The organism is Streptomyces sp. NPDC091289, from assembly GCF_044757365.1.
Lineage (GTDB): Bacteria > Actinomycetota > Actinomycetes > Streptomycetales > Streptomycetaceae > Streptomyces.
In genome coordinates this window covers 110510-134864 of sequence record NZ_JBIVUT010000023.1, presented here as the reverse complement: position 1 = coordinate 134864, position 24355 = coordinate 110510, and the positions used below count along the sequence as shown (strand labels likewise).

Here is a 24355-nt window from a genome sequence, read left to right as displayed (position 1 = left end):
GCCGCTTTTCTCACCTACGTCACGCAACGGCGCGCGACAGGAGCCAGAGGACATGCAGACCAAGCTGGACGAAGCCAAGGCCGAGCTGCTCGCAGGGGCCGCCAAGGTAGCTGAAAACGGTCCGGGCGGTGGTGTCGGTGGCCCGGGAGGTGCCCCCCGGGCGCGGGTTTCCGCCGCCGGGGCCGACGAGAGCGCCCGTGCCGGTCAGGACACCGTGCTCGCCTACCTCCAGCGCTACTACCTGCATACGGCTCCGGAGGACCTCAGCGGCCGTGACCCGGTCGATGTCTTCGGCGCCGCCGCCTCGCACTACCGGCTGGCCGAGAATCGTCCCCAGGGCACCGCGAACGTCCGGGTGCACACCCCGACCGTCGAGGAGAACGGCTGGACCTGCAGCCACTCCGTCGTCGAGGTCGTCACCGACGACATGCCCTTCCTGGTGGACTCCGTCACCAACGAGCTGTCCCGGCAGGGGCGCGGCATCCATGTCGTGATCCACCCGCAGGTCACGGTCCGCCGCGATGTCACCGGCAAGCTCATCGAGGTCCTCTCCGGCGGACCCGGCATCCCGAAGAGCGGCAAGAGCGCCAAGGGACGCAAGGACGCCAAGGGGGGCAAGGACGAGCTGCCGCACGACGCGCTCGTCGAGTCCTGGATCCACGTCGAGATCGACCGCGAGACCGACCGCGCCGACCTCCAGCAGATCACCGCCGACCTGCTGCGCGTCCTGTCCGACGTACGGGAGACCGTCGAGGACTGGGGGAAGATGCGCGACTCCGCCCTCCGGATCGCCGACGACCTGCCCGGCGAACCGCTGGACGACCTCGCCGACGAGGAGGTCCAGGAGGCCCGCGAGCTGCTGCGCTGGCTGGCCGCCGACCACTTCACCTTCCTCGGCTACCGCGAGTACGAGCTCAAGGACAGCGACGCGCTGGCCGCCGTACCCGGCACCGGGCTCGGCATCCTGCGTTCCGACCCGCACCACAGCGAGGACGAGGCCCACCCCGTCAGCCCGTCCTTCGACCGGCTGCCCGCCGACGCCCGCGCCAAGGCCCGTGAGCACAAGCTCCTCGTCCTGACGAAGGCCAACAGCCGGGCCACGGTGCACCGCCCCAGCTACCTCGACTACGTCGGCGTGAAGAAGTTCGACGCCAAGGGCAACGTCGTCGGCGAGCGCCGCTTCCTCGGGCTGTTCTCCTCCGCCGCCTACACCGAGTCCGTGCGCCGGGTGCCCGTCATCCGCCGCAAGGTCGCCGAGGTGGTGGAGGGCGCGGGCTTCTCGTACAACAGCCACGACGGCCGCGACCTGCTCCAGATCCTGGAGACCTACCCGCGCGACGAGCTGTTCCAGACGCCCGTCGACCAGCTCCGTTCCATCGTGACCTCCGTCCTCTACCTCCAGGAGCGCCGCCGGCTGCGGCTCTACCTGCGCCAGGACGAGTACGGGCGCTACTACTCCGCGATCGTCTACCTCCCGCGCGACCGCTACACCACCGGCGTGCGCCTGCGGCTGATCGACATCCTCAAGGAGGAGCTCGGCGGCAACAGCGTCGACTTCTCGGCGTGGAACACCGAGTCGATCCTCTCCCGGCTGCACTTCGTCATCCGGGTCCCGGCCGGCACCGAGCTGCCGCATCTGACGGACGCCGACGCCGACCGCATCGAGGCCCGCCTCGTCGAGGCCGCCCGTTCCTGGGCCGACGGCTTCCAGGAGGCGCTCAACGCCGAGCTGGGCGAGGAGCGCGGCGCTGAACTCCAGCGCCAGTACGGCCACTCGTTCCCCGAGGGCTACAAGGCCGACCACTCGCCGCGCGCCGCCGTGGCCGACCTGGTCCACCTGGAGACCCTCAAGCGCGGCGAGAAGGACTTCGCCCTCAGCCTGTACGAGCCGGTCGGCGCGGGTCCCGGCGAGCGCCGCTTCAAGATCTACCGGACCGGTGAGCAGGTCTCCCTGTCCGCCGTCCTCCCGGCGCTCCAGCAGCTCGGCGTCGAGGTCGTCGACGAGCGGCCGTACGAGCTGCGCTGCGCGGACCGTACGCACGCCTGGATCTACGACTTCGGGCTGCGGATGCCCCTGGCCAACGGCAACGGCGGCTACCTCGCCGACGACGCCCGCGCCCGCTTCCAGGAAGCCTTTGCCGCCGTCTGGAAGGGCGAGGCGGAGAACGACGGCTTCAACGCGCTGGTGCTGGGCGCCGGGCTGAACTGGCGGCAGGCCATGGTGCTCCGCGCCTACGCGAAGTACCTGCGGCAGGCCGGATCCACCTTCAGCCAGGACTACATGGAGTCCACGCTCCGCAACAACGTCCACACCACCCGGCTGCTCGTCTCGCTCTTCGAGGCCCGCATGTCGCCCGGCCGCCAGAGCGCCGGCACGGAGCTGACCGACGGGCTCCTGGAGGAGCTGGACGGAGCCCTGGACCAGGTCGCCTCGCTCGACGAGGACCGGATCCTGCGCTCCTTCCTCACCGTCATCAAGGCCACCCTGCGCACTAACTTCTTCCAGCACACGGAGGACGGCACGCCGCACTCCTACGTCTCGATGAAGTTCGACCCGCAGGCCATCCCGGACCTGCCCGCGCCCCGCCCGGCGTACGAGATCTGGGTCTACTCGCCGCGCGTCGAGGGCGTCCACCTGCGCTTCGGCAAGGTCGCCCGCGGCGGGCTGCGCTGGTCGGACCGGCGCGAGGACTTCCGTACGGAGGTCCTCGGCCTGGTCAAGGCGCAGATGGTGAAGAACACCGTCATCGTCCCCGTCGGCGCCAAGGGCGGCTTCGTCGCCAAGCAGCTCCCGGACCCGTCCGTGGACCGCGACGCCTGGTTCGCCGAGGGCGTCGCCGCCTACCGCACGTTCATCTCCGCGCTGCTCGACATCACCGACAACATGGTGGCCGGCGAGGTCGTGCCGCCCGTCGACGTGGTCCGGCACGACGAGGACGACACCTACCTCGTCGTCGCCGCGGACAAGGGCACCGCGAGCTTCTCCGACATCGCCAACGAGGTCGCCGTCGCGTACGGCTTCTGGCTCGGCGACGCGTTCGCCTCCGGCGGCTCGGCCGGTTACGACCACAAGGGCATGGGTATCACCGCCCGGGGCGCCTGGGAGTCCGTCAAGCGGCACTTCCGGGAGCTGGGCCACGACACCCAGACCGAGGACTTCACCGTCGTCGGCGTCGGCGACATGTCCGGCGACGTGTTCGGCAACGGCATGCTGCTCTCCGAGCACATCCGCCTCGTCGCCGCCTTCGACCACCGGCACATCTTCATCGACCCGAACCCGGACGCCGCCACCTCGTACGCCGAGCGGCGCCGGCTCTTCGACGTGCCCCGCAGCTCCTGGGCCGACTACGACACGGGCCTGCTCTCCGCGGGCGGCGGGATCCACCCGCGCAGCGCCAAGTCGATCCCGCTCAACTCGCACATCCGCGAGGCGCTCGGCATCGACCCCTCGGTGAGCAAGATGACGCCCGCCGACCTGATGCAGACCATCCTCAAGGCCCCCGTCGACCTGGTGTGGAACGGCGGCATCGGCACGTACATCAAGGCCGTCTCCGAGTCGAACGCCGACGTCGGCGACAAGGCCAACGACGCGATCCGCGTCAACGGCGAGGACCTGCGGGCCAAGGTCGTCGGCGAGGGCGGCAACCTCGGCGCCACCCAGCTCGGCCGGATCGAGTTCGCCCGCAACGGCGGCCGGATCAACACCGACGCGATCGACAACAGCGCCGGTGTGGACACCTCCGACCACGAGGTGAACATCAAGATCCTGCTCAACGGTCTGGTCCGGGACGGCGACATGACCGTCAAGCAGCGCAACAAACTGCTCGCCGACATGACCGACGAGGTCGGCGCGCTCGTCCTGCGCAACAACTACGCGCAGAACGTCGCGCTCTCCAACGCCTCCGCCCAGGCCCCGTCCCTGCTCCACGCCCAGCAGCGCTTCATGCGCCGGCTGGAGCGCGACGGCGCTCTCGACCGGGCGCTGGAGTTCCTGCCCGCCGACCGGCACATCCGGGAGCTGCTGAGCAACGAGAAGGGGCTCAGCCAGCCCGAGCTGGCCGTGCTGATCGCCTACACGAAGATCACGACGGCGGACGAGCTGATCTCCACCGTCCTGCCGGACGACCCGCACCTGCAGAAGCTGGTGCACGCCTACTTCCCGAGCGAGCTGCGCGAGCGGTTCCCCGAGGCGGTCGACGGGCATGCGCTGCGGCGCGAGATCATCACGACGGTCCTGGTCAACGACACGGTCAACACCGCGGGTTCGACCTTCCTGCACCGGCTGCGCGAGGAGACCGGGGCGTCGATCGAGGAGATCGTGCGGGCCCAGTTCGCGGCCCGCGAGATCTTCGGCCTGTCCCGGGTGTGGGACGCCGTCGAGGCGCTCGACAACAAGGTTTCCGCCGATGTCCAGACGCGGATCCGGCTGCACTCGCGGCGGCTGGTCGAGCGCGGTTCGCGCTGGCTGTTGGGCAACCGGCCGCAGCCCGTCGCCATCGCGGAGACCATCGAGAGCTTCCGGGACGGTGTCGCGCGGGTCTGGGACGAGCTGCCGAAGCTGCTCAAGGGCGCGGACCTGGACTGGTACCACTCGATCCTGGACGAGCTCACCTCGGTGGGCGTCCCGGACGAGCTGGCGGTGCGGGTGGCCGGGTTCTCGTCCGCCTTCCCGGCGCTGGACATCGTGGCCATCGCGGACCGTACGGGGCAGGAGCCGTTGGAGGTCGCCGAGGTCTACTACGACCTCGCGGACCGGCTGCGGATCACCCAGCTGATGGACCGGATCATCGAGCTGCCGCGGGCCGACCGCTGGCAGTCCATGGCCCGCGCGTCCATCCGCGAGGACCTGTACGCGGCGCATGCGGCGCTCACGTCGGATGTGCTGAGCGTGGGGAACGGGTCCTCGACGCCGGAGCAGAGGTTCCTGGCGTGGGAGGCGAAGAACGCGGCGATTCTGGCTCGGTCGCGGTCGACGCTGGAGGAGATCCAGGGGTCGGAGGCGTTTGATCTGGCGAATCTGTCGGTGGCTATGCGGACCATGCGGACGTTGTTGCGTACGCACGCGTAGGTGTTGCCGTACGGGGGTGAGGGGGCCGGGGCCTGTTTGGGCGCCGGCCCCCTCGGCGTGGGGTTCCGTCCTCAAACGCCGGACGGGCTGGAAAAGATGCCCTCAAGCGCCGGGCGGGCTGGGGTTGGCCGGACGGGCTGGAGAAGGTGCCCTCAATCGCCGGGCGGGCTGGGGTTGGCCGGGCGGGCTGGAGAAGATGTCCTCAAGCGCCGGACGGGCTGGATTTCGTGAACGCCTCGTACTCCGCCACCACGTCCTTCGCCGGGCCGTCCATCCTCAGCGTGCCCGCCTCCAGCCACAGTGCCCGGTCGCAGGTCTCGGTGATCGACTTGTTGCTGTGGCTGACCAGGAAGACCGTGCCCGCCTCGGCGCGCAGTTCCTTGATGCGGTCCTTGCTGCGGCGCTGGAACTTCGCGTCGCCCGTGGACAGGGCCTCGTCGATCAGGAGTACGTCGTGGCTCTTGGCCGCCGCGATGGAGAAGCGGAGCCGCGCGCCCATGCCCGAGGAGTACGTGCGCATCGGCAGCGTGATGAAGTCGCCCTTCTCGTTGATGCCGGAGAAGTCGACGATCTCGTCGTAGCGTTCGCGGATCTGCTCGCGGGTCATGCCCATCGCGAGTCCGCCCAGCACCACGTTCCGCTCGCCGGTCAGGTCGCCCATCAGTGCCGCGTTCACACCGAGCAGCGAGGGCTGGCCCCGGGTGTGGACCCGGCCCCGCGTCGGCGGAAGCAGGCCCGCGACGGCCTTGAGCAGCGTGGACTTGCCCGAGCCGTTCGAGCCGATCAGGCCGATCGCCTCGCCCTTGTACGCGGCGAAGCTGACGCCCTTCACGGCGTGCACCTTGCGGGCGCCGGGGGGCGCGCGGCGGGTGGTGAGCCGGCTGAGCGCCGAGGTGGCGCTGCCCTTGCCCGTACGGGCGCCATGGACCGTATACGTGATGTGGACGTCGTCGACGACGACCGTCGGGACCCGGTGATCCCCGGGGGTGTTCCTGCCGTCAGCCACGTCCGTAGGTCTCCTCGGCCTTCCAGAAGTACACGAATCCGGCCACGCCGCAGAGCAGGGCCCAGCCCAGTGCCGCCGCCCACACGTGCGCCGGCAGCCCGCTGTAGCTGTCGATGAGCGCGTACCGCATGAGGTTGATGTAGAGCGCCGCCGGGTTGTACTCCAGCAGCACCATTACCGCGTGCGGCACCCGGTCGCCGGCCAGCAGGTGGTCCAGGCTCCACATGACGCCCGACGAGTACATCCAGGTCCGCAGCACGAACGGGGTCAGCTGGGCGATGTCGGGGGTCTTGGCCGTCAGCCGGGCCATGGCCATCGACAGGCCGGTGTTGAACAGGGCCTGGAGCGCCAGCGCCGGGATCGCCAGCAGCCAGGACGGGCGCGGGTACTGGCCGAACAGCAGCAGGATCAGGGTCAGTGCCCCCAGCGAGAACAGCAGTTGCTGCAGTTGCTGGAGCGCCAGCGCCACCGGCAGCGAGGCGCGCGGGAAGTGCAGGGCCCGCACCAGGCCGATGTTGCCGCTGATCGCCCGCGTGCCCGCGGTGATCGAGCTGCTGGTGAAGGTCCAGATGAAGACCCCGGTGACCAGGAACGGGACGAAGTCCTCCACCCCGCGCCTGGTGTCCATCAGGACGCCGAAGATGAAGTAGTAGACCGTCGCGTTCAGCAGCGGCGTCATGATCTGCCAGATCTGGCCGAGCTTCGCCTGGCTGTACTGGGCCGTCAGTTTGGCCGTCGCGAATGCCGTGATGAAGTGCCGGCGCCCCCAGAGCTGCCGGATGTACGCGGGCAGCGACGGCCGGGCGCCGCTGACCTTCAGGCCGTGCCGGGCGGCCAGGGCCGCCAGCTCACCGGGCGCGTAGGCGGGGACGGCCCGGGCGGGAGTGCTCACCGGGGACGGCGGTGCTGCTGTCTGGCTCACCACGAACGATCGCTTTCGACGGAAGCGGGAGGGAAGGGAGGGGACGGTACGGTCCCGTGGGGACGCCCTCGTTGGGACGGGACCGTATCGTCGTAACGCTGAGAGTAGGACGCTTCTACGTCGCAACGCAACCGTTTCGTCGCGGCCGACTATCATGCGGGCCATGACCACCGAACGGGGAACCCGCCGCCGTGCCCCCGCAGGCGCCGCCGTCCTGCGCGAGGACGTGACCGACGCCATCCGCGCCGCCGTCTTCGAGGAACTCGCCGCGGTGGGGTTCGCCCGGATGTCCATCGAGGGCATCGCCCGGCGCGCGGGCGTCGGCAAGACCGCCGTCTACCGCCGCTGGAAGTCCAAGCTGGCGCTCGTCCTCGACCTGGTCGCGGCCGTCGCCGCCCAGGGGATGCCCGCCCCGGCCACCGGCTCGTTGTACGGGGACGTGCGCGCCGTCCTCGAACTGGCCGCCTACGCCCTGCGCCACCCGGTCGCCTCGCAGGTCATCCCGGACCTGCTGGTCGAAGCGGCCCGCAATCCGGAGATCTCCGAGGCGATCAAGACCGCGCTCCTGGACCAGCAGCAGGGCGTCGCCGCCGTGGTGGTGCGGGAGGCGGTGGCCCGGGGGGAGCTGCCGGAGGGAAGCGATCCGGACCGGGCGCTCGACCTGATCGTCGGGCCGCTGTACTGGCGGCTCGTCGTCGTCCGCGGCGAACTGCCGAAGGGCTACCTGGACGATCTGGCCGCCTCGGCGGTCGCCGCCCTCAAGCGCGCCGGCTGAGAGCGGCCCGGCCCGGCCCGGCGCGGCCCGGTCCGTTGTCCTGCCCGCGGACCCTCAACCCGTCGCCGCCACCCGCGCCAGCACCTCGCCCGTGCGCGGGCTGAACGTCAGCACCGTCGCGTTCTCGGGCAGCCGCTGGTAGCGGGTCAGCAGCAGCCACCGCACCCCGTACCGGGCGGTGATCCCGTCCCGCCGGGCCTGCGGGGTCGACGCATCGAGGTAGGCGGCCACCGCCCGGCTCCTCTCCCGCCGCTCCGTGGTCGCGAGCCCCGCGTCGGGCAGCGCGTCGGCCAGCACGTACGCCCCGTGCCCGGCCAGCGCGTACATCGCCGGGCGGCTGTCCGTCAGGACCACCTCGCCCGGGGGCACGTACGCGGTCGCCCAGGCGTACGGTTCCCCGGCCGCCCGTACCCCCTCGGCCGCCGGAGGCCCCGTGGTCCGGCCGGCGGCGGGGGTGCGCGCGGCGGTGAGCCCGTTGTAGTACGGCCACAGCGCCGCCACGGTCACCGCGCACACGACGGCGAACGCCCACCGCCACACGGTCGGCCGGATCCGGGTCCGCGTCCGGACCGCGATCAGGGCGAGGCACCCGATCGCCGCGCCGACCGCCGTCGGCGGGTGGACCAGCAGGACGAGCCCGAGCAGGAGGCCGATCCCGGCCGCCTCCGCCCACCGGGGCGTCCGGCCGGGCTTGGGGTCGCCGGGGCGGGCGGCCCTCGCGGCCGCGTGACCGGTCCACGCCCACAGATGCAACGTGACCGCGACCGCGAACGTGCTCGGCGCGCTCCAGCGGGCCGGGTCCGCCCAGTGGATCAGGGCCAGCGGCACCAGCACGAGCACCGGCACCCAGCGGTTCGGGGTCAGCAGCCGGGTGAGCCGGCCGATCCCGGTGAGCAGGAGCAGCAGGTTCACCGACGCGGCCACCGCCACGACGGACGGGCCCGAGAAGCCGGTGGCGCGGGCGGCCAGCCCTTGGAGCAGCGCGTACGGGGAGTAGTGGGCGCTCGCCACGGCGGGCAGGTCGGTCATCGGGAACGCTGGGTGCAGCAGGTTCACCCGCAGCCGTTCGACGACCGCCGCCTGGAGCCCGGCCTCGCAGCACAGCGGAGCCTGCCAGGCCGCCGCCGACAGCACCGCCCACAGCAGTCCGCCCAGCACGAGGTACGGCGACGGCAGCCACAGGGGCGGCCGGGCCGCCCCGCCGGACCCGTTGCCTCCGGTCGCGGCGGGCGACAGATCGGAGGACGACAGATCGGAGGACGAGAGGTCGGAGGGCGGGATTCCGGAGGACGGGGCGGAGGAGGCAGCGGAGAAGAGGGGCACATCCCATGGGTTCCGTGCGGCGGGCCCGCTCTCCCCGCCGCCACCCGTCCGAGGGATTCCGGACCACGGCTCCCGATGCCCGCCCTAAGGCGTGTCCGCCAGAAGCCGGTCCGCGACCCGGGCCGCAGCCCCGCCGTCGTCCAGGTCGCAGTAGTCGCGGCGGAAGCTCTCGTACGCGTCGGCGTGCCGGGCCGCCAGCGAACCGGTGTCGCGCAGCGCCTGCGCCACCTCGTCCGTCGTGACCAGCAGCGGCCCCGGCGCCCGGGTCTCGAAGTCCAGGCAGAAGCCGCGCACGGTGTCGCGGTAGTGCTCCAGGTCGTACGTGTGGAAGAGCATCGGCCGGCCCGTCAGCGCGAAGTCGAACATCAGCCCCGCGTAGTCCGTCACCAGGACGTCGGCCACCAGCAGCAGCCCGGCCGCCCCCGGGTGCCCGGACACGTCGAGCACACCGGGCCCGGTCGGGATGCTCCCCGTGACCCGGGGGTGGCGGCGCACCAGCACCGTGTGGCCGGGGCCGAGCGCCCGCGCCAGGGCGGGCAGGTCGAGCGCCGGATCCCAGCGGTACGGGCCGGGGGCGGGGGCCGTGCGGTCGGCGGAGGCGGCCGGGGGGTGGGCCAGGTGGTCGCGGTAGGTCGGGGCGTACAGCACGACCCGGTGGCCCTCCGGGATCCCGAGCCCGCGCCGCACCGCATCGGCGGCCTTGTCCCGGTCGGGCGGGAACAGCACGTCGTCGGCGGGCGACCCGGCCTCCAGCACCTCGCCCGTGTACGCGAGCGACCGGCGTAGCCACGGGGTGGCGAAGCGGCTCGGTGAGACCAGTACCGACCATTGGGCCGACCGCTGCGGCAGGGTGGCGAGGTACTGGTGGTCGGCGTAGAGGGTGTCCGCCAGACCGCCGCCGAACCGGCCGAGCGGAGTGCCGTGCCAGGTCTGGACGACCGTCTGCCCCGGACGCCGCTCGAACCACCCGGGCAGCTGCTCGTCCGTGACGATCCGGCGGGAGCGGGCCAGCGCCTCGTACCAGGCGGGGCTGTGCACAGGGACGGCCCGCGCGCCGGGTGGTACGTGGGTGGCGCGGCCGGGGGTGGTACCCGTGACCCACAGGTGCTCGGTCTCCGTGCCCCGGCGCACGAGCTCGGCGTGCACGGCGCGCGGGGAGTCGCCGCCCGCGTAGAGGACGGTGTCGCGGAGCGGGAGCGACGGCGTGTGCCGGTCGCGGTGGTACGCGGCGCGCAGGAGCCGCCTGCCGTACGCGCTCCGCCCGGCCGCCGGCAGGCCCGGTTCCGCGACCACGGACAGCCGGTCGCCGTGCCGCCGCTCCAGACGCAGCCCGTTCTCGCCGCCGTCGCCGCCGCTGTCGCCGCAGGGCAGGAGCGCGGCGGCGGAGCCGAGGACGCGTACGGGGCGGCCGTCGTCCAGGCGGACCTCCCAGCGTCCTTCCGGGAGCGGCGGAACGATCAGCGCGGAGAACCGGGCCGGTGCGCCGGCGGGGGAGGCGTCGGCGGGGGGGCCGGCGCTGGCCCCGGCCTCGGCCTCGGCCCCGGAGCTGTCTCCGGCGCTGGCTCTGGCCCCGGCCCGGGTTCCGGCCCCGGAGCTGTCTCCGGGACCGGCGGCCTGGGTCCCGTCCGGGCTTCCGCCTTGGGCTCCGGCCTGGGCCTCGGCCCCGGGCTCGGGCTCGGCTCCGGCTCCGGTGTGGGCTCCGGCTCCGGCCTCGGCTCCGGTCTGAGCCCCGGCCCCGGCCCCGCCCTGGGGCCTGCCCAAGGCCTCGACTCCGTCCCCGGTCTGGGCTCCGGCCTCGGTCTGGGCTCCGGCTCCGGCTCCGCCGTGGGCCCCTGCCCCGGCTCCAGCCTCGGCTCCGCGCTGGGCCCGGGCGTCGGCCCTGGCTCCCGTCTCGGCCCCGGGCTCAGGCTCGGCCCCGCCCCCGGCCTCAGCTCCCTCCGGGGCCTCGATCCCGCCCCCGCTCGGAGCTCCGCCCCAAGTCCCCTTCGCGAGCGGCCCCATGACTGTCTCGGCGACCGGGATCGTGACCGTCTCGTGCAGCGTCTCGTGGTGCAGGACCAGACGGCTGCCGGAGGTCTCCGGTCCGCCGTCGGCCGGACGCTCCCGGGTGTACGCCCCCCGGATGCGCAGGCCCCCATCCGGCGTGCGCTCCACCCCGTCCGCGTACGGGAACCCCGCCAGGTCCAGCACCAGGTCGCCCGCCGGGTCCGCGTACGCGGGCGGCGGCAGGTCCGGGGCGGCGGGCAGCGGGGCGTGGGTGCCGTCGGCGAGCAGCAGCCGGACCCGCCACCGCGCCCCGCTCTCCGCCTCGACCTCGCGGGGGGCCCGATGCGGGGCGGGCGGGGCGCCGGCGAGTTCGGCGAGCGGCACGCGCACCGTGAACGCGACCCCGTGCACCCCGGCCGCCTGGTCCGCCCTGGCCACCCAGTCCGGCCCGTGCGCCCCGTCCGCCCGGTCTACCCGGTCCGCCCCGGCCGCCCCGGCCACCCGGTCCGCCCCGTCGGCCCCGGCCACCCGGTCCACCTGGTTCGCTCCGGCCACCTGGTCCGCCCGGTCCGCTCCGGCCGCCCGGTCCACCCCGTCCGCCCCGGCCGCCAAGGCCGGCACCGCAGCCCCGCCTGCCGCATTCGCCTCGTCCGCGCCGCCGCTCCCGCCGCCCCCGCCGGCCTCCGCGTACTCCACCGGGCAGAAGTGCTCCTCGCTCCCGTCGCGCGTCAGCAGCAGCGCCGTGGGCCTGCTCCCGCCGAAGAAACGGCCCGTTAGTTCCAGCGGGGCCTCGTCCGCCTCGACGCCCGCCTCCGGCCCCTGGGGCCGGTGTCCTTCGGCCAGGGCCCGCAGCCGTGACACGGTCAGCCGGAGCCGGCCGCCCCGGTAGTCGAGCACCGCCCGTCGCCCGTCGCCCAGGTCGTGCGTCAGCGGCTGGTCCGCGCCCGTGTCCGGAGCGCGTACCGCCACCCGGCGGACCGCCCCGGGTCCCGCGATGACCAGGCCCACCAGCCAGCCGCCGCTCCCCGCCGTCGCGGGCAGCCGGTCCGGGTCCAGGACCATCTCGAAGCCCGCGTGGTCGTAACCGTGCAGCTCCTGACCGGAGTTCACCGTCGCCTCGGGCGCGGACACGGAACGCACCGGCACCGGCCGCACCTGCCTTCCCCGCTCGGCCCGGACCATCCCCACCGTGAGCCGCTGCCGGGCGGAGGCGGCGGGAAGGTTGCGCAGATACGCGTAACCGCGCAGCCGCAGCTTCCCGTCCGCACCCCAGCGCGCATCGAGCAGCCGCGCCACCGCCGGGATGTCCGTGCGCGCGAGCCGGGCGCTCGCGCCGCGCACGCCGGGGTATACCGCCCGCCGCCGCCCCGGGGGGCCCTGGACGGCGAACGTGCCCGCCCCGTTGACCCGTTCGAAGGCGAGGACCTCCAGCAGTTCCGCCAGGCGTCGCTCCCGCACCAGCGTCCACTTGATGCGCAGCTCCACCGGCAGCCCCTCCAGCGCCCCCGGTCCCGCCCGGTCGACGAAGGCCCCGGCGCCCTCCAGGAACGCCGCCCGGTACGCCTCGCCCCCCATCGGCAGGCCGTCCAGGAAGTACCCGAAGTCGTCGCGCAGACAGGACGTGTCGTACGCCCGCCGCAGCGCCGCGTCCCGGCCGCCCAGGAACGCGCTGACCTGCTCGCACGCGGCGATCCGGTCCCGTACGCCCGTGACGTCCGTCCGCCGCCGGGTGATCGAGCCCTCCCGCACCCGCCAGTAGTAGACGTGCTCGGCCAGGACGTCGACCGAGCCCGCGAGGTGGTGCGCGGGGATCATCACCGGGGTGTCCTCGTACAGCTTGCCCTCGGGGAAGGCGAAGGCGTGCGCGTCCCAGAAGGAGCGCCGGAACACCTTGTTCCACGCCACCCGGTCGGCCAGCAGACGTGGATCCCGGGTGATGTGGGTGCGGGCACGCGTGGCGGTCAGCCAGCGGTACTGCCAGGCCTGCCGGCGCCCCTGGCCGGTCAGCCGCCACACATTGCCGGTCACCAGATCGGAACCGGTCGACTCCAGCGAGGCCGTCATCCGCTCGTACGCGTCGTGCACGACGATGTCGTCGCTGTCGGCGAACGCCACGTAGGGGACGGTGGGGGTGGTGTGCCGGACACCGGTGTTGCGGGCGGCGCTCAGGCCGGCGTTCTTCTGCCGGATCAGCCGGAAGCGGTCGTCCCGCGCGGCGAATTCGGCGGCGATCCGGGCGCTTCCGTCCGTCGAGCCGTCGTCGACCATGACCACCTCGATCGCGTCGAGGGTCTGTTCCGCCACCGACCGCAGGCAGTCCTCGAGGTAGGCCTCGACGTTGTGGACGGGGACGACGACGCTGAGGAGGGGTGGCTTCATGTCCTGGTCAACAGGGGGCGGGTCCCGGGGTCACCGGCGCTGACCCGAACGGGTGAACGCGGGCCCTCGGTCGTCCCGGCCCGCGATTACGCTCGGCTGCCATGCCCACCCGAGCTTCCGTGGTTACCCGAGCTTCCGAGCCCACCCGGGTCCCCGTGCCCACCCGGGTCCCCGTGCCCACCCGGGTCTCCCTGCCCACCCGGGCCTCCGTGAAGCGGTTCGTGCGTCGCCAGGCCATGCGGGCCGCCTACCGCACCGACCTGCGCCGCCCCCTCGACCCGGACCTCGCCGTCTACGGGGCGTACTGGAACCGGGGCGTCGCCTGCAATCCGGCCGCCATCCACGCCAAGGCCCGCGAACTGGTCCCGCACATCCGGGGCCTGTGGGTCGTCTCCTCCCGGCATCGCGACCGGATGCCGGCCGGGGTGCCGTACGTCATCGAGGGCTCGCGCCCCTACTGGCGGGCCATGGCCACGGCCACCTACCTCGTCAACAACTCCAGCTTTCCCGGCGGTTTCACCAAACGCCCCGGTCAGCGCTATCTCCAGACCCACCACGGGACCCCGCTCAAGACCATGGGGCTCGATCAGCGCGCGTACCCCGCCCTCGCCCGCAAGACCGACTTCGGGAAGATCCTCGCCCATGTCGGCCAGTGGGACTTCAGCCTCTCCGCCAACCCGCACACCACCGAGGTGTGGGACCGCGTCTACCCGGGCGCGTACGAACGGCTCGACCTCGGGTATCCCCGTAATGACGTCTACTTCACCGCCACCTCCGACGACATCGCGAAGATCCGTGCCGAGCTGGGCATTGCCGAGGGGCAGACCGCTCTGCTTTACGCTCCTACCCACCGCGACTACCGCACCGGCTTCGTCCCCGACCTGGACCCGGAGCGGTTGGCGCGCGAACTGGGAACGGAGTACGTGGTGTTGGTGCGTGCCCACTACTTCTACGGGCGGTCGGCCGGACTCGGCGAGAGCGCGCCGACCGGGCGCGTCATCGACGTCACCGCGCATCCCCGGGTCGAAGAACTCTGCCTCGCCGCCGACGCGTTGATCGCCGACTACTCCTCCCTGATCTTCGACTACGCCTGCCTCGACCGCCCGATCGTCGTCCACGCCCCCGACTGGTCCGCCTACCGGGCCACGCGCGGCACCTACGTCGATCTGCTCTCCGGGCGGGCCGGCGACACCCCAGGGCCCGTCACCACCACCCCGGACGAGCTGGCCGACGTGTTCCGGACGGGGACGTGGCGGTCACCGGAGGCGGCCGCGTCGCGCACCGCGTTCCGGGAGCGGTTCTGCCCGTACGACGACGGCGGCGCGGCGGAACGCGTCGTACGGAGGTTCTTCGCCCCGGCCGGCTGACCCGGGGCCGCGCCCGCCACTCGAATGGCCCAAGACGCGATCCCCGTGCCGATTCCTCCGTGCCGCGCGGTCGTTGTGCCCAACAGCTCGCTCACCCCGCCATGTTGGGAGACGTCCATGCACCGGTCCGCCTACGAGCAGATGGAACTCTGCGTCAAGGAGTATCTGCCTGCCGAAGGGCCCGCATCCGGTCACGGCGCCTACCGTGTCGTCGACCTCGGGTCGCGGATCTCCGGCAAGCAGACCCGTACCCACCGGGCGCTCCTCGCCGGGCACCCCATCGACTACTTCGGCGTCGATGTGCAGGACGGGCCCAACGTGGACGCCGTGATGAAGAAGCCGTACCGCATCCCCGCCCGCTCCAACAGCGCCGATGTCGTCCTCTCCGGGCAGGCGTTCGAGCACATCCCGTTCTTCTGGGCCTCCATGCTGGAGATCGCGCGGATCCTGAAGCCGGGCGGGCACGCGTTCGTCACCGCCCCCTCGCGCGGCCATGTCCACGACGCGCAGGACTGCTGGCGCTACTACCCCGACGGCTTCCGGGCGCTCGCCGCGCACTCCCGGCTCGAACTGCGCGAGGCCTACACCGACTTCCCGCCGCGCAAGGGCATCTGGCACGACTACCGGGCCATCGACAAGAAGGCCGCCTACTGGGGCGACTCCGTCGGCGTCTTCCGCAAGCCGCAGCGCTATCCGCGCCTGACCATGTTCGCCGTACGGGAGTTGGCGGTGTGGTGGGCGAACCGGGTCGGCGGGGTGGACTCCGTGCCGCTGCCCCCGCCGCTCGACGGCCGCGAGGAGTGCGGACGCCCGAAGGCCGTGCCCGCGCAGACGCCCTCACTCGAACAGGACCCGCCCCGATCAATGGCAGGTTGACGAAAGGTGACATGCGCCACAAACCGCGCGTACTGTCCCGGGGCATGGCTTGGCGCAACGCCGTCAACGGCGTCCTTCAGCAGCTCACCGGATATCAGCTCAGGCGCGTCACGGTGCCCGCCGCCCGCACCGCCCCCGCCGCTCCCGCAGCGGCGTCGGCCGTCGCTCCGGCCGTGACTCCCGCCCCCGCTCACGTACCCCCGGCGGCCGCGAAGCCCAAGGCGAAGAAGCCCGCGCTCGCGTTCCCGGAGGACTACGACGACGAGGCGAAGGACATCATCCGCGCGGTCAAGCCGTACTCGATGACCTCGCCGGAGCGGCTCAACGCCTTCATCCTCGCCACCCGCCACATCGCCCGGCACAACATCCCCGGTGACATCGTCGAGTGCGGTGTCTGGCGCGGCGGTTCCATGCAGGCCTGTGCCCGGACCCTGCTGTCCGTCGGGGAGACCGAGCGCGACCTGTACCTCTTCGACACGTACGAGGGCATGACCCCGCCCACCGCCGAGGACCTGCGGCGTGACGGCCGGCCGGCCCAGGAGCTGCTGGACGCCCAGGGCAAGGACCGGCCGATCTGGGCCGTCGCCTCGCTGGAGGACGTCAAAGCGGGCTTCGACAACGTCCCGTACCCGAAGGAGCGCGTCCACTACGTGCGGGGGCGGGTCGAGGACACCGTCCCCGGGCAGGCCCCCGAGCAGATCTCGATCCTGCGCCTGGACACCGACTGGTACGCCTCCACGAAGCACGAACTGGAGCACCTGTACTCCCGGTTGGTCAGCGGCGGCATCCTCCTGATCGACGACTACGGCTACTGGCAGGGCTCGCGCCAGGCGGTCGACGAGTTCCTCGACAAGACCGGTGAGCAGCTCCTCCTGCTGCGGATGGACGAGGGCCGGATCGCCGTCAAGCCCTGACGCCACGTCTCCAGGCCCAAGCCCCGTGCCCTTCCCGGTACGGGGCTCGAACGCGCTCCCGGCACGCCCCCGGGTGCCCGACTCCGCCCTCCGCGTCACCCGAACGGACCCCCTCGGGTGACCCGTCCTCCCGGCGCGGGTTGTACCCCATGGCCCCCGGCGGGCCCTCCACGCCCCCGAAGCCCCAGTCCCCGGAAGGATCGTGCGCCGCGATGGCACCCCGTCTCACCGTCGTCGTCCCCCTCTACAACGTCGAGGAGTACCTCGGTGCCTGCCTGTCCTCGCTCGCCGAACAGACCATGCCGGACCTGGAGGTCGTCCTCGTCGACGACGGCTCCACGGACAACGGCCCGGTCGTCGCGCAGGAGTTCGTGGACCGTGATCCGCGCTTCCGGCTGGTCCGGCAGGAGAACGCCGGACTCGGCGCGGCCCGCAACGCCGGGATCCGCGAGGCGCATCCCGAGGCGGAGTTCCTGACGTTCGTCGACAGCGACGACGTCGTGCCGCCCGGCGCATACGCCCGGATGCTCACCGAACTCGACGCCTCCGGCTCCGACTTCGCCACCGGCAACGTGCTCCGGCTGCGGGCGAACGGCGAGCTCGAACAGTCCCCGATGTTCCGCAAGCCGATGGAGAAGGCCCGCCCGGCCACCCACGTCACCCGCGACTGGATCCTTCTCGGCGACCGCATCGCCTGCAACAAGGTCTTCCGCCGCACCTTCTGGGACGAGCACGCCTTCGCCTTCCCGACGGGCGTGCTGTACGAGGACATCGCCGTCGTCCTGCCCGCCCACTTCCTGGCCCACTCGGTCGACGTCGTCGAGGAGCCCGTCTACCACTGGCGCGACCGCGACGGCTCGATCACCACCCGGCGGGCCGTGCCCCGGGGCATCCGCGACCGGGTCGCCGCCGTCACCACCGTCAGCCGCTTCCTCGCCGACCGGGCGGAAGCCGCAGGGCCCGCCGCCGAGGCCAAGCGCCGCTACGACGCCCACGCGCTCTCCGGCGACCTGTGGCTGTTCATCGAGGCCCTGCCGGACGGCGACGCGGAGTTCCACGAAGCCTTCCTGGAGCACGCCGGAGCGTTCGCCGCCACCGTCGAACCCGGCGTCCTCGCCGCACTGCCGCTGCATCTGCGGGTCAAGTGGCAGCTCATCCGCGAACGCCGCCTGCCCGAACTCCTCGCCCTCCTCGCCGACGAGAAGAAGGACCGGGACACCTTCCACGTACGCGGACTGTTCCGCCCCCGCGCCCACCACCCCGCCGTCCGTGACCCGCTGCCACCCGCCACGACCGCGCTGACCGCCGCCGAGCTGCCCGTCCACGCCCACCTCACCGAGGCCGTCTGGCGGGACGGGCTGCTGCGTCTGACCGGGTACGCCTATGTGCGCAACGCCCCGGGCGGGCCGGTCCGGCTCGGCTGGCTGCGGTCCGGGAAGCGGCTGATCCCGCTGCGGACCCGCCCGGTCCCGGGCGACGAGGCCACCGCCCGCTCCGGCCGCTCCCTGCACCGCTACGACCGCGCCGGGTTCGAGGCCGTCGTCGACCCGCGCCGGCTCATCGCCAAGGGCGGTCGCACGACCTGGAAGCCGGAGGCCGTCGTCGTCGGCGCGGGCCGGCCGCGCCGGGGCCCCATGCGGCTCGTCGGCACCCCGGCCCCGCCCGCCGTGACGTACACCGACGAGCGGACCCGGATCGTCCCCGTCCTGTCCGGCAACAAGCTGGAGCTGCGCACCGAACGCGTCGCCGCCGTCCTGACCGGGCAGTCGGCGGTCGAGGACTCCGTGCGCCTGGAGGTGAAGGTCCTCGGCGACGCCGGGCCGGTCGCCCTCAGGCTCACCGAGTGGCGCACCAAGGAGACCCGGGAGTTCGCCCTGCGCGGCTCGCTCGGCTCCCGGGCGGCGGACATCCCGCTCAGCGTCTTCCGGGGCGAGGACGGCATCTGGGGTGTCCAACTCATCGGCGAGGGAAAGCCGTTGACGGTCGCGGCCCGGACCGACGGCCAGGACGGGCGCTATCCGCTGCCCGGCGGCCGTGAGCTGTACGCCGCCCCCAACCCCTCGGGTGACCTCGTGCTCACCGACCGGGCCGTCCAGCCCGTCGTCACCTCCGCCACCTGGGAGGGGACGTCCGGAGAGCTGGTGCTGGAAGGGGCGTTCCCGGCACCCGCCGACGCCGCCCCCCACGAACTCGTCCTGCGGCACAGCGGCCACCACGAGGAGGCCGCCCTCGGGCTGGAGCGGGGAGACGGCGACGGCGACCGCTTCCGGGCCGTGATCACGCCCGCCGCCGTCGAAGGGCCCGGCGGAGCGCTGCCCCTCGCCGAGGGGCGCTGGTACCTCTTCCTGCGCGAGCCGGGGGAGCGGAACCCGGAGGCGTACCGACCGCTCCGGGCGAGCACTCCTCTGCATCCCGCCCTGCCACGTCAACAACACTCAGGCGGACGCGACTTCACCCTCCAGCGGCGCAACCACGACCGGCTCGTCCTGGAATCCGGCAGCGCGCTCCCGGCCGTCGACCGGGGCCCGTACGGGCAGCGCGTCCGGCGCGAGCGGTACGCCGTGCTCCGCTCCGTCGCCCCGGCCGCGACACGCCCCGCCGTCCTCTACTCCAGCTACGACGGCCGCCAGTTCTCCGACTCGCCCCGCGCCATCCACCGCGAACTCGCCGCCAGGGAACCGGACATCGAGCACCTGTGGGTCGTCCGCGACCAGCAGACGGCCGTGCCCGACGGTGTCCGGCCCGTCGCCCTGCACAGCGCCGAGTGGTACCAGGCGCTGGCCCGCAGCCGGTGGATCGTCACCAACACCCACCTCCCCCAGTGGTTCGAGCGGGCCGAGGGCCAGTGCGTCGTCCAGACCTGGCACGGCACCCCGCTCAAGCGCATCGGCCGCGACCTCGCGGGCACCCCGCACGCGGATGCCGCCTACATGGCGTCCATGGAGCACCGGTCCGCCCAGTGGAGCGTCCTCGTCTCCCCGAACAGCTTCTCCACGCCCGTCCTGCGTCGCGCCTTCGGCTACTCCGGCGAGGTCCTGGAGTGCGGCTACCCGCGCAACGACCTGCTGTACGCCCCCGACCGGGACAAGATCGCCGCCGCCGTACGCGAACGGCTCGCGATCCCCGAGGGGCGGCGCGTGATCCTGTACGCCCCCACCTGGCGCGACGACCAGCCCCGGCAGGGCGGACGCTACGGGCTCGATCTCCAACTCGACCTGGAGCAGGCACGGGAGGCCCTCGGCGAGGACCAAGTCCTGCTGGTGCGCCGCCACTACCTCGTCGGCGGGAGCGTCCCCGACACCGCCTTCGTCCGGGACGTCTCGCGCCACCCGGACGTCGCCGAACTGCTGCTGATCAGCGACGCGTTGGTCACCGACTACTCCTCGATCATGTTCGACTTCGCGCAGACCGGCCGCCCGATGCTCTTCCACACCTACGACCTGGCCCACTACCGCGACACCTTGCGCGGCTTCTGCTTCGACTTCGAGCACCGCGCCCCGGGCCCCCTGATCCCCGCATCCGCCGGGATCGTCGCCGCCCTGCGCGACCCGGAGGCCGCCATCGCCGGGCACCGGGAGGCGTACGAGCGGTTCCGGGAGGCGTTCTGCGACCTCGACGACGGGAGCGCCGCCGCCGGGGTCGTCGACCGGATGCTCAAGGGGGAGCAGGCATGAGCGACTTCAGCTGTGTGATCACCGGCGGCGGGGACAGTGAAGGACCCGGGGGCGCCGACGCGCTCCGCGCCTCCGTGGAGTCCGTGCTCGGCCAGTCGCTGCGCGGCTCCGAGGCCGTCGTCGTCCTCGCCTCCGCCACCGACCCGGCCGTCCGCACCGCCGCCCGGACCCTCGCCGACCGGGCCCCCGACCGGGTCCGCCTCGTCCACGCCGACCCGGCCGTCCGCACCACCGGGGCCCTGCGCAACGCGGGCCTGGACGCGGCGAGCGGCCGGTACGTCCTGGTCCTCGGCACCGGCGAACGCCTCCAGCTCCACGCCTGCCGCAACCTCTGGCAGGCGGGCGAGACCAGCCGCGCCGACCTGATCGCCGGCCGCTGGAGCCGGATCGCCGACGAGAGCGGCAAGGAGCGGGAGCCGTCCTGGCAGGGCGAGCTGTACGCCCGCTCCCGCACCCTCGCCCGCTTCGCCGACGCCCCCGAACTCGTCGTCAGGGACGCCCTGGTGACCGGATTCTGCCTGCGCCGCGAGGCCGCCAGGCGGCACGGGCTGCGGTACGAGGAGGACCTGGCGCACGGCGAGATCCTCTTCGGCCCGCTCGCCGCCGCCGCGGTCGGCCGGATCGCCCTGGTCCGCCGGCTGATCGTGACCGGCCGGGCCGTTCCCGACCGGGCCCGCGACCTCACCGCCCTGGTCGAGGCCCACCGCCGGGTCGCCAACACCCTCCTCGCGCGCGGGCTGCCCGAACTGCGCGAGGAGCGGGAGAAGGCGTTCGCCCGCGACCATCTGGTGCCGCTCGCCCGGTCCTTCCCCCGGCTGCCCGCCGCCCGCCGCACCCGGGTCGCCGCGGCCGCCGCCCGCACACTGACCACGCCCGTCCCGCCGGAGCTGCCGCCGCTGGAGCGGGTCGCCGTGAGCCTGCTGGCCCGGGGCGACGCGGAAGGGGTCCTCGCGGCGGCCTACGCGCTGAGCCGGCCCGCCACCGTGTGCGCGCCGCTGACGACGGACGCGGACGGACGGGTCACCTGGGGCGGCGAGGGCAGCAGCGACCGCAAGGGCGGTGGCGGCGACCGTGACACCTCGGGCCCGCCCCTCGACGTCACCGAACTCGGCCACCAGCACCGCCCGTTCGGCGAGCTGCGGCTGATGAACCGGCTCACCCGCTGCTGCGCCGACGGGGACGGCCGCCTGCTGCTCGAAGGGCGCCTCGTGCTGCCCGGCCACAGCGGACCCGGCCCCGAAGCCCCGCTCACCGCCACCCTGGAGTTCCGGTCCCGGGGCGGGGCGCGCGCCGTCGCGTTCCCGGTCGAGGAGGTCCGGCACGACGGCGACGGGATCATCTGGCGCGCGCGGGCCGACGTCTCGCGCCGCCTGCGCCCCGTGGGGGTCCGCGACACGGCGTGGGACGCGCGGCTGACCGTACAGGCCGACGGTCCGGACGGGCCCCGGTCCGTCAGCGATCTGTTCGCCCCGCAGGACCAGGCGGCAGGGGCGGCCCGGTTCGCCGCCCGGCCCCGGCTCGGGCCCTTCGCCGGGGACACCTGGGAGCCCTACATCACGCTGAAGGACCACCTCGCGCTCCGGCTGACGGCCCGCCGCCGCCCGGCCCGCACCACCCGCCGGCTGATCCGCTACGCCACGCACTTCCGGCCCGCCCGCAAGGCGAAGCTCCTCGTCCGGGCCCTCCGCAAGCGCCTCGACCGCTACCGCTCCCGCGGCTTCAAGACCTCCGCCTACAACACCTGGCTCACCCGGCTCCCCGTGCGCCGGGGCTCCGTCGTCCTGGAGAGCCACATGGGCACCTGCTACGGCGACAGCCCCCGCGCCCTCTACGAGGAGATCCGCCGCCAGGGCCTGAAACTGCACGCCACCTGGTCCTACGACCCCGCCCCGGCCGGCTTCCCGGCCGACGCCCGCCTCGTACGCCGCTGGTCCTGGCGCTACCTGTGGGCGCTGGCCCGCGCCGAATACTGGGTCGACAACCAGGGCTTCCCGCAGCAACTGCGCAAGCCCCGGCACACCACGTACCTCCAGACCTGGCACGGCTCCGCGTACAAGCGGATGGGCTTCGACGAGACCCGCGTACGGCTCCAGAACGCCCCGCAGCGCGAACGGCTCCAGCGGGCCGTGGACCGCTTCGACCACTTCCTCGTCCGCTCCGAGCACGACGTGAACACCCTGGCCCGCGCCTACCGGCTGCCCGAGGAGAAGCTCCTGCGCACCGGCTACCCGCGCAATGACGCCCTGATCGCCGAGCGGGAGCGGTCCGAGAGCGAAGGGCGGCTGCCGCGTCCGCCGCTCGCCGGGGAGCTCGGGCTGGCCGACCACAAGAAGACCGTGCTGTACGCACCGACGTTCCGGGGCGGCCCCGGAAAGCAGCGCAGGAGCCGACTCCTGTTGGACGTACGGGAGTTCGCGGAGCGGTTCGGCGACACCCACACCCTGCTCGTCCGGTCCCACTACCTGGAGTCCGCCCGGCTGCCGGTCTGCCCGCCCGGGACCGTCGTCGACGTCTCGCGCCACCACGACGTCAGCGAACTCCTCGCCCTCACCGATGTGCTGGTCACCGACTACTCCTCGATCATGTTCGACTTCGCCCTGCTCGACCGGCCCATCGTGCTGTTCGCCCCCGACCTCGACACCTACGCGGCCGAGCGCGGCAGCTACTTCGACCTGCGGGAGAGGGCCCCCGGGCCGGTGACCTCGACGCAGGACGAGCTGTTCGGAGCGCTCGCGGAGCTGAAGAAGTCCGACACCCGGTACGCGGAGCAACGCCGGGAATTCGCCGAGCAGTTCGGGCCCTACGACCGGGGCGACGCGGCCCGCGGTGCCGTCGCCGCCGTCTTCGGACCCCAGGCCTCCCGGGGCGCCCGCCACACCATCGACCACGAGCGGGGGGCCGGCCGATGAGCCGCGACGTCTTCATCGTCTCCAACAGCACCGACGAACTCGGCGGTGTCACCGGCTGGATGCACCAGACCGCCCGGCTCCTCGCCGGCCAGGGCCACCGGGTCCACGCCATCGGCATCCACGCCTCCGACCTCACGATGGCGCTGCCCGAACAGCCCGCCCACCCCGTCACCGCCCTCTACCCCGCCCACCCGCCGACCCCCTGGACGCCCCACGGCATCCGCGACCGCTTCCGGATCCCCACCCGGCGCAAGGAGGCGGCCCGCGTCGCCGCCAAGAAGCGGGCGGTCGGCCGGCTCTCGGAGATCTTCGCGACCGCCCGACCCGGCGCGGTCGTCATCGTCACCCAGGTCTGGGCGATGGAGTGGGTCGGGGAGGCCGACACCACCGGACTGCGGGTCATCGGGATGAGCCACGAGTCGTACGGCTACTCCCGCGCGAGCCACCGCTACCGCTGGATCAAGAACCACTACAAGGACCTCGACCACTGGCTCGTCCTCACCGAGGAGGACGCCGACCAGTGGGCCGGGGACGGCATGAACAACGTCGGCTTCCTCCCCAACGCCCTCTCCCGCCTCCCCGCCGTGCCCTCCCCGCGCACCGCGCGGACCGTCGCCAGCATCGGCCGGCTCAGCGACCAGAAGGGCATCGACCTGCTCCTGGACACCTGGGCCCAGGTCGCGCCCTTCCGCCCCGACTGGCGGCTGCGCGTGTACGGGGCCGGCGAGGACGAGGCCGCGCTGAAGGCGCAGTGCACGGCCCTCGGCCTCGACGGGTCCGTGGAGTGGATGGGCCGCACCGACGACGTGGAGCGGGCCCTCGCCGAGGCCTCCGTCTTCGTCCAGTCCTCGCGCGGCGAGGGCTTCCCGCTCGCGCTCCTGGAGGCGATGGCCAGCGGCGTGCCCTGCGCCGCCTTCGACTGCGCGCCCGGCGTGCGCGAGATCGTCCGCGACGGCGAGGACGGGCTCCTGGCCCCCGCCGGGGACATCGCCGCCCTCGCCGACCGGCTGCTGCGGCTCACCGGCAACCCCCGGCTCCGCGACTCCATGGGCGCGCGGGCCCGCTCCGGCGTCCAGCGGTTCTCCGAGCCGGAGACCCTGCGGCGCTGGGAGGAGCTGTTCGCGTTCCTCGAACGCTGAGCGGTCCTGGGGTACGG

12 protein-coding genes are annotated in these 24355 nt (G+C 73.3%); 8 read left to right on the top strand and 4 right to left on the bottom strand.

Annotation, left to right across the window (positions count from 1 at the left end):
• Positions 1-52 precede the first annotated feature (52 nt).
• Entirely contained in the window at positions 53-5068 is a 5016-nt protein-coding gene (locus ACIQPT_RS28500) for an NAD-glutamate dehydrogenase (protein ID WP_401159897.1), read from the top strand.
• A 202-nt stretch (positions 5069-5270) separates the two neighbouring features.
• Here ACIQPT_RS28500 and ACIQPT_RS28495 read toward each other — a convergent pair whose 3' ends face one another.
• Positions 5271-6074 (bottom strand): ABC transporter ATP-binding protein, encoded by an 804-nt coding sequence (locus tag ACIQPT_RS28495; protein WP_401159895.1) that lies wholly within the window; start codon positions 6072-6074, stop codon positions 5271-5273.
• A complete protein-coding gene (locus ACIQPT_RS28490; protein WP_401159893.1) occupies positions 6067-6966 on the bottom strand; it encodes an ABC transporter permease in 900 nt (299 codons plus the stop codon). The genes ACIQPT_RS28495 and ACIQPT_RS28490 overlap by 8 nt, the downstream gene beginning before the upstream one ends.
• A gap of 193 nt (positions 6967-7159) precedes the next feature.
• Between ACIQPT_RS28490 and ACIQPT_RS28485 the strand changes: the two genes are divergently transcribed.
• A complete protein-coding gene (locus ACIQPT_RS28485; protein ID WP_401159891.1) occupies positions 7160-7771 on the top strand; it encodes a TetR/AcrR family transcriptional regulator in 612 nt (203 codons plus the stop codon).
• A 54-nt stretch (positions 7772-7825) separates the two neighbouring features.
• On the opposite strand, the gene ACIQPT_RS28480 is transcribed toward ACIQPT_RS28485, so the two are convergent.
• Together ACIQPT_RS28480 and ACIQPT_RS28475 are read right to left on the bottom strand one after the other, a co-directional pair.
• Positions 7826-9094 carry a hypothetical protein gene (locus ACIQPT_RS28480; RefSeq protein WP_401159889.1) on the bottom strand — a complete coding sequence of 423 codons (1269 nt, stop codon included), beginning with the start codon at positions 9092-9094 and terminating at the stop codon, positions 7826-7828.
• A gap of 84 nt (positions 9095-9178) precedes the next feature.
• Positions 9179-13459 (bottom strand): CDP-glycerol glycerophosphotransferase family protein, encoded by a 4281-nt coding sequence (locus ACIQPT_RS28475; RefSeq protein WP_401159888.1) that lies wholly within the window; start codon positions 13457-13459, stop codon positions 9179-9181.
• A gap of 236 nt (positions 13460-13695) precedes the next feature.
• Here ACIQPT_RS28475 and ACIQPT_RS28470 point away from each other — a divergent pair, with 236 nt between their 5' ends.
• The 6 genes from ACIQPT_RS28470 (at position 13696) to ACIQPT_RS28445 (ending at position 24338) form a co-directional block, all read left to right on the top strand.
• Complete coding sequence (locus ACIQPT_RS28470) at positions 13696-14826, top strand: CDP-glycerol glycerophosphotransferase family protein (RefSeq protein WP_401159938.1); 1131 nt, start codon at positions 13696-13698, stop codon at positions 14824-14826.
• 117 nt (positions 14827-14943) lie between these two features.
• On the top strand, positions 14944-15702 hold the full coding sequence (locus ACIQPT_RS28465; protein WP_401159886.1) for a methyltransferase domain-containing protein: 759 nt from the start codon (positions 14944-14946) through the stop codon (positions 15700-15702).
• Between the two features lie 11 nt (positions 15703-15713).
• A complete protein-coding gene (locus tag ACIQPT_RS28460) occupies positions 15714-16616 on the top strand; it encodes a TylF/MycF/NovP-related O-methyltransferase (protein WP_401159884.1) in 903 nt (300 codons plus the stop codon).
• A gap of 212 nt (positions 16617-16828) precedes the next feature.
• The gene (locus tag ACIQPT_RS28455; RefSeq protein ID WP_401159882.1) at positions 16829-20290 is read left to right on the top strand and encodes a CDP-glycerol glycerophosphotransferase family protein; all 3462 of its coding nucleotides are present in this window, start codon (positions 16829-16831) and stop codon (positions 20288-20290) included.
• The gene (locus ACIQPT_RS28450; protein WP_401159881.1) at positions 20287-23199 is read left to right on the top strand and encodes a CDP-glycerol glycerophosphotransferase family protein; all 2913 of its coding nucleotides are present in this window, start codon (positions 20287-20289) and stop codon (positions 23197-23199) included. The genes ACIQPT_RS28455 and ACIQPT_RS28450 overlap by 4 nt, the downstream gene beginning before the upstream one ends.
• Entirely contained in the window at positions 23196-24338 is a 1143-nt protein-coding gene (locus tag ACIQPT_RS28445) for a glycosyltransferase (RefSeq protein WP_401159879.1), read from the top strand. The genes ACIQPT_RS28450 and ACIQPT_RS28445 overlap by 4 nt, the downstream gene beginning before the upstream one ends.
• Positions 24339-24355: the final 17 nt, after the last annotated feature.

What these genes read in the sequence shown, in the direction of transcription:
- ACIQPT_RS28500 (WP_401159897.1), top strand. Translation starts at nt 53, where the DNA reads ATGCAGACCAAGCTGGACGAAGCCAAGGCCGAGCTGCTCGCAGGGGCC.
- ACIQPT_RS28485 (WP_401159891.1), top strand. Translation starts at nt 7,160, where the DNA reads ATGACCACCGAACGGGGAACCCGCCGCCGTGCCCCCGCAGGCGCCGCC.
- ACIQPT_RS28475 (WP_401159888.1), bottom strand. Translation starts at nt 13,459, where the DNA reads ATGAAGCCACCCCTCCTCAGCGTCGTCGTCCCCGTCCACAACGTCGAG.
- ACIQPT_RS28470 (WP_401159938.1), top strand. Translation starts at nt 13,696, where the DNA reads ATGCGGGCCGCCTACCGCACCGACCTGCGCCGCCCCCTCGACCCGGAC.
- ACIQPT_RS28465 (WP_401159886.1), top strand. Translation starts at nt 14,944, where the DNA reads ATGCACCGGTCCGCCTACGAGCAGATGGAACTCTGCGTCAAGGAGTAT.
- ACIQPT_RS28460 (WP_401159884.1), top strand. Translation starts at nt 15,714, where the DNA reads ATGCGCCACAAACCGCGCGTACTGTCCCGGGGCATGGCTTGGCGCAAC.
- ACIQPT_RS28455 (WP_401159882.1), top strand. Translation starts at nt 16,829, where the DNA reads ATGGCACCCCGTCTCACCGTCGTCGTCCCCCTCTACAACGTCGAGGAG.
- ACIQPT_RS28450 (WP_401159881.1), top strand. Translation starts at nt 20,287, where the DNA reads ATGAGCGACTTCAGCTGTGTGATCACCGGCGGCGGGGACAGTGAAGGA.
- ACIQPT_RS28445 (WP_401159879.1), top strand. Translation starts at nt 23,196, where the DNA reads ATGAGCCGCGACGTCTTCATCGTCTCCAACAGCACCGACGAACTCGGC.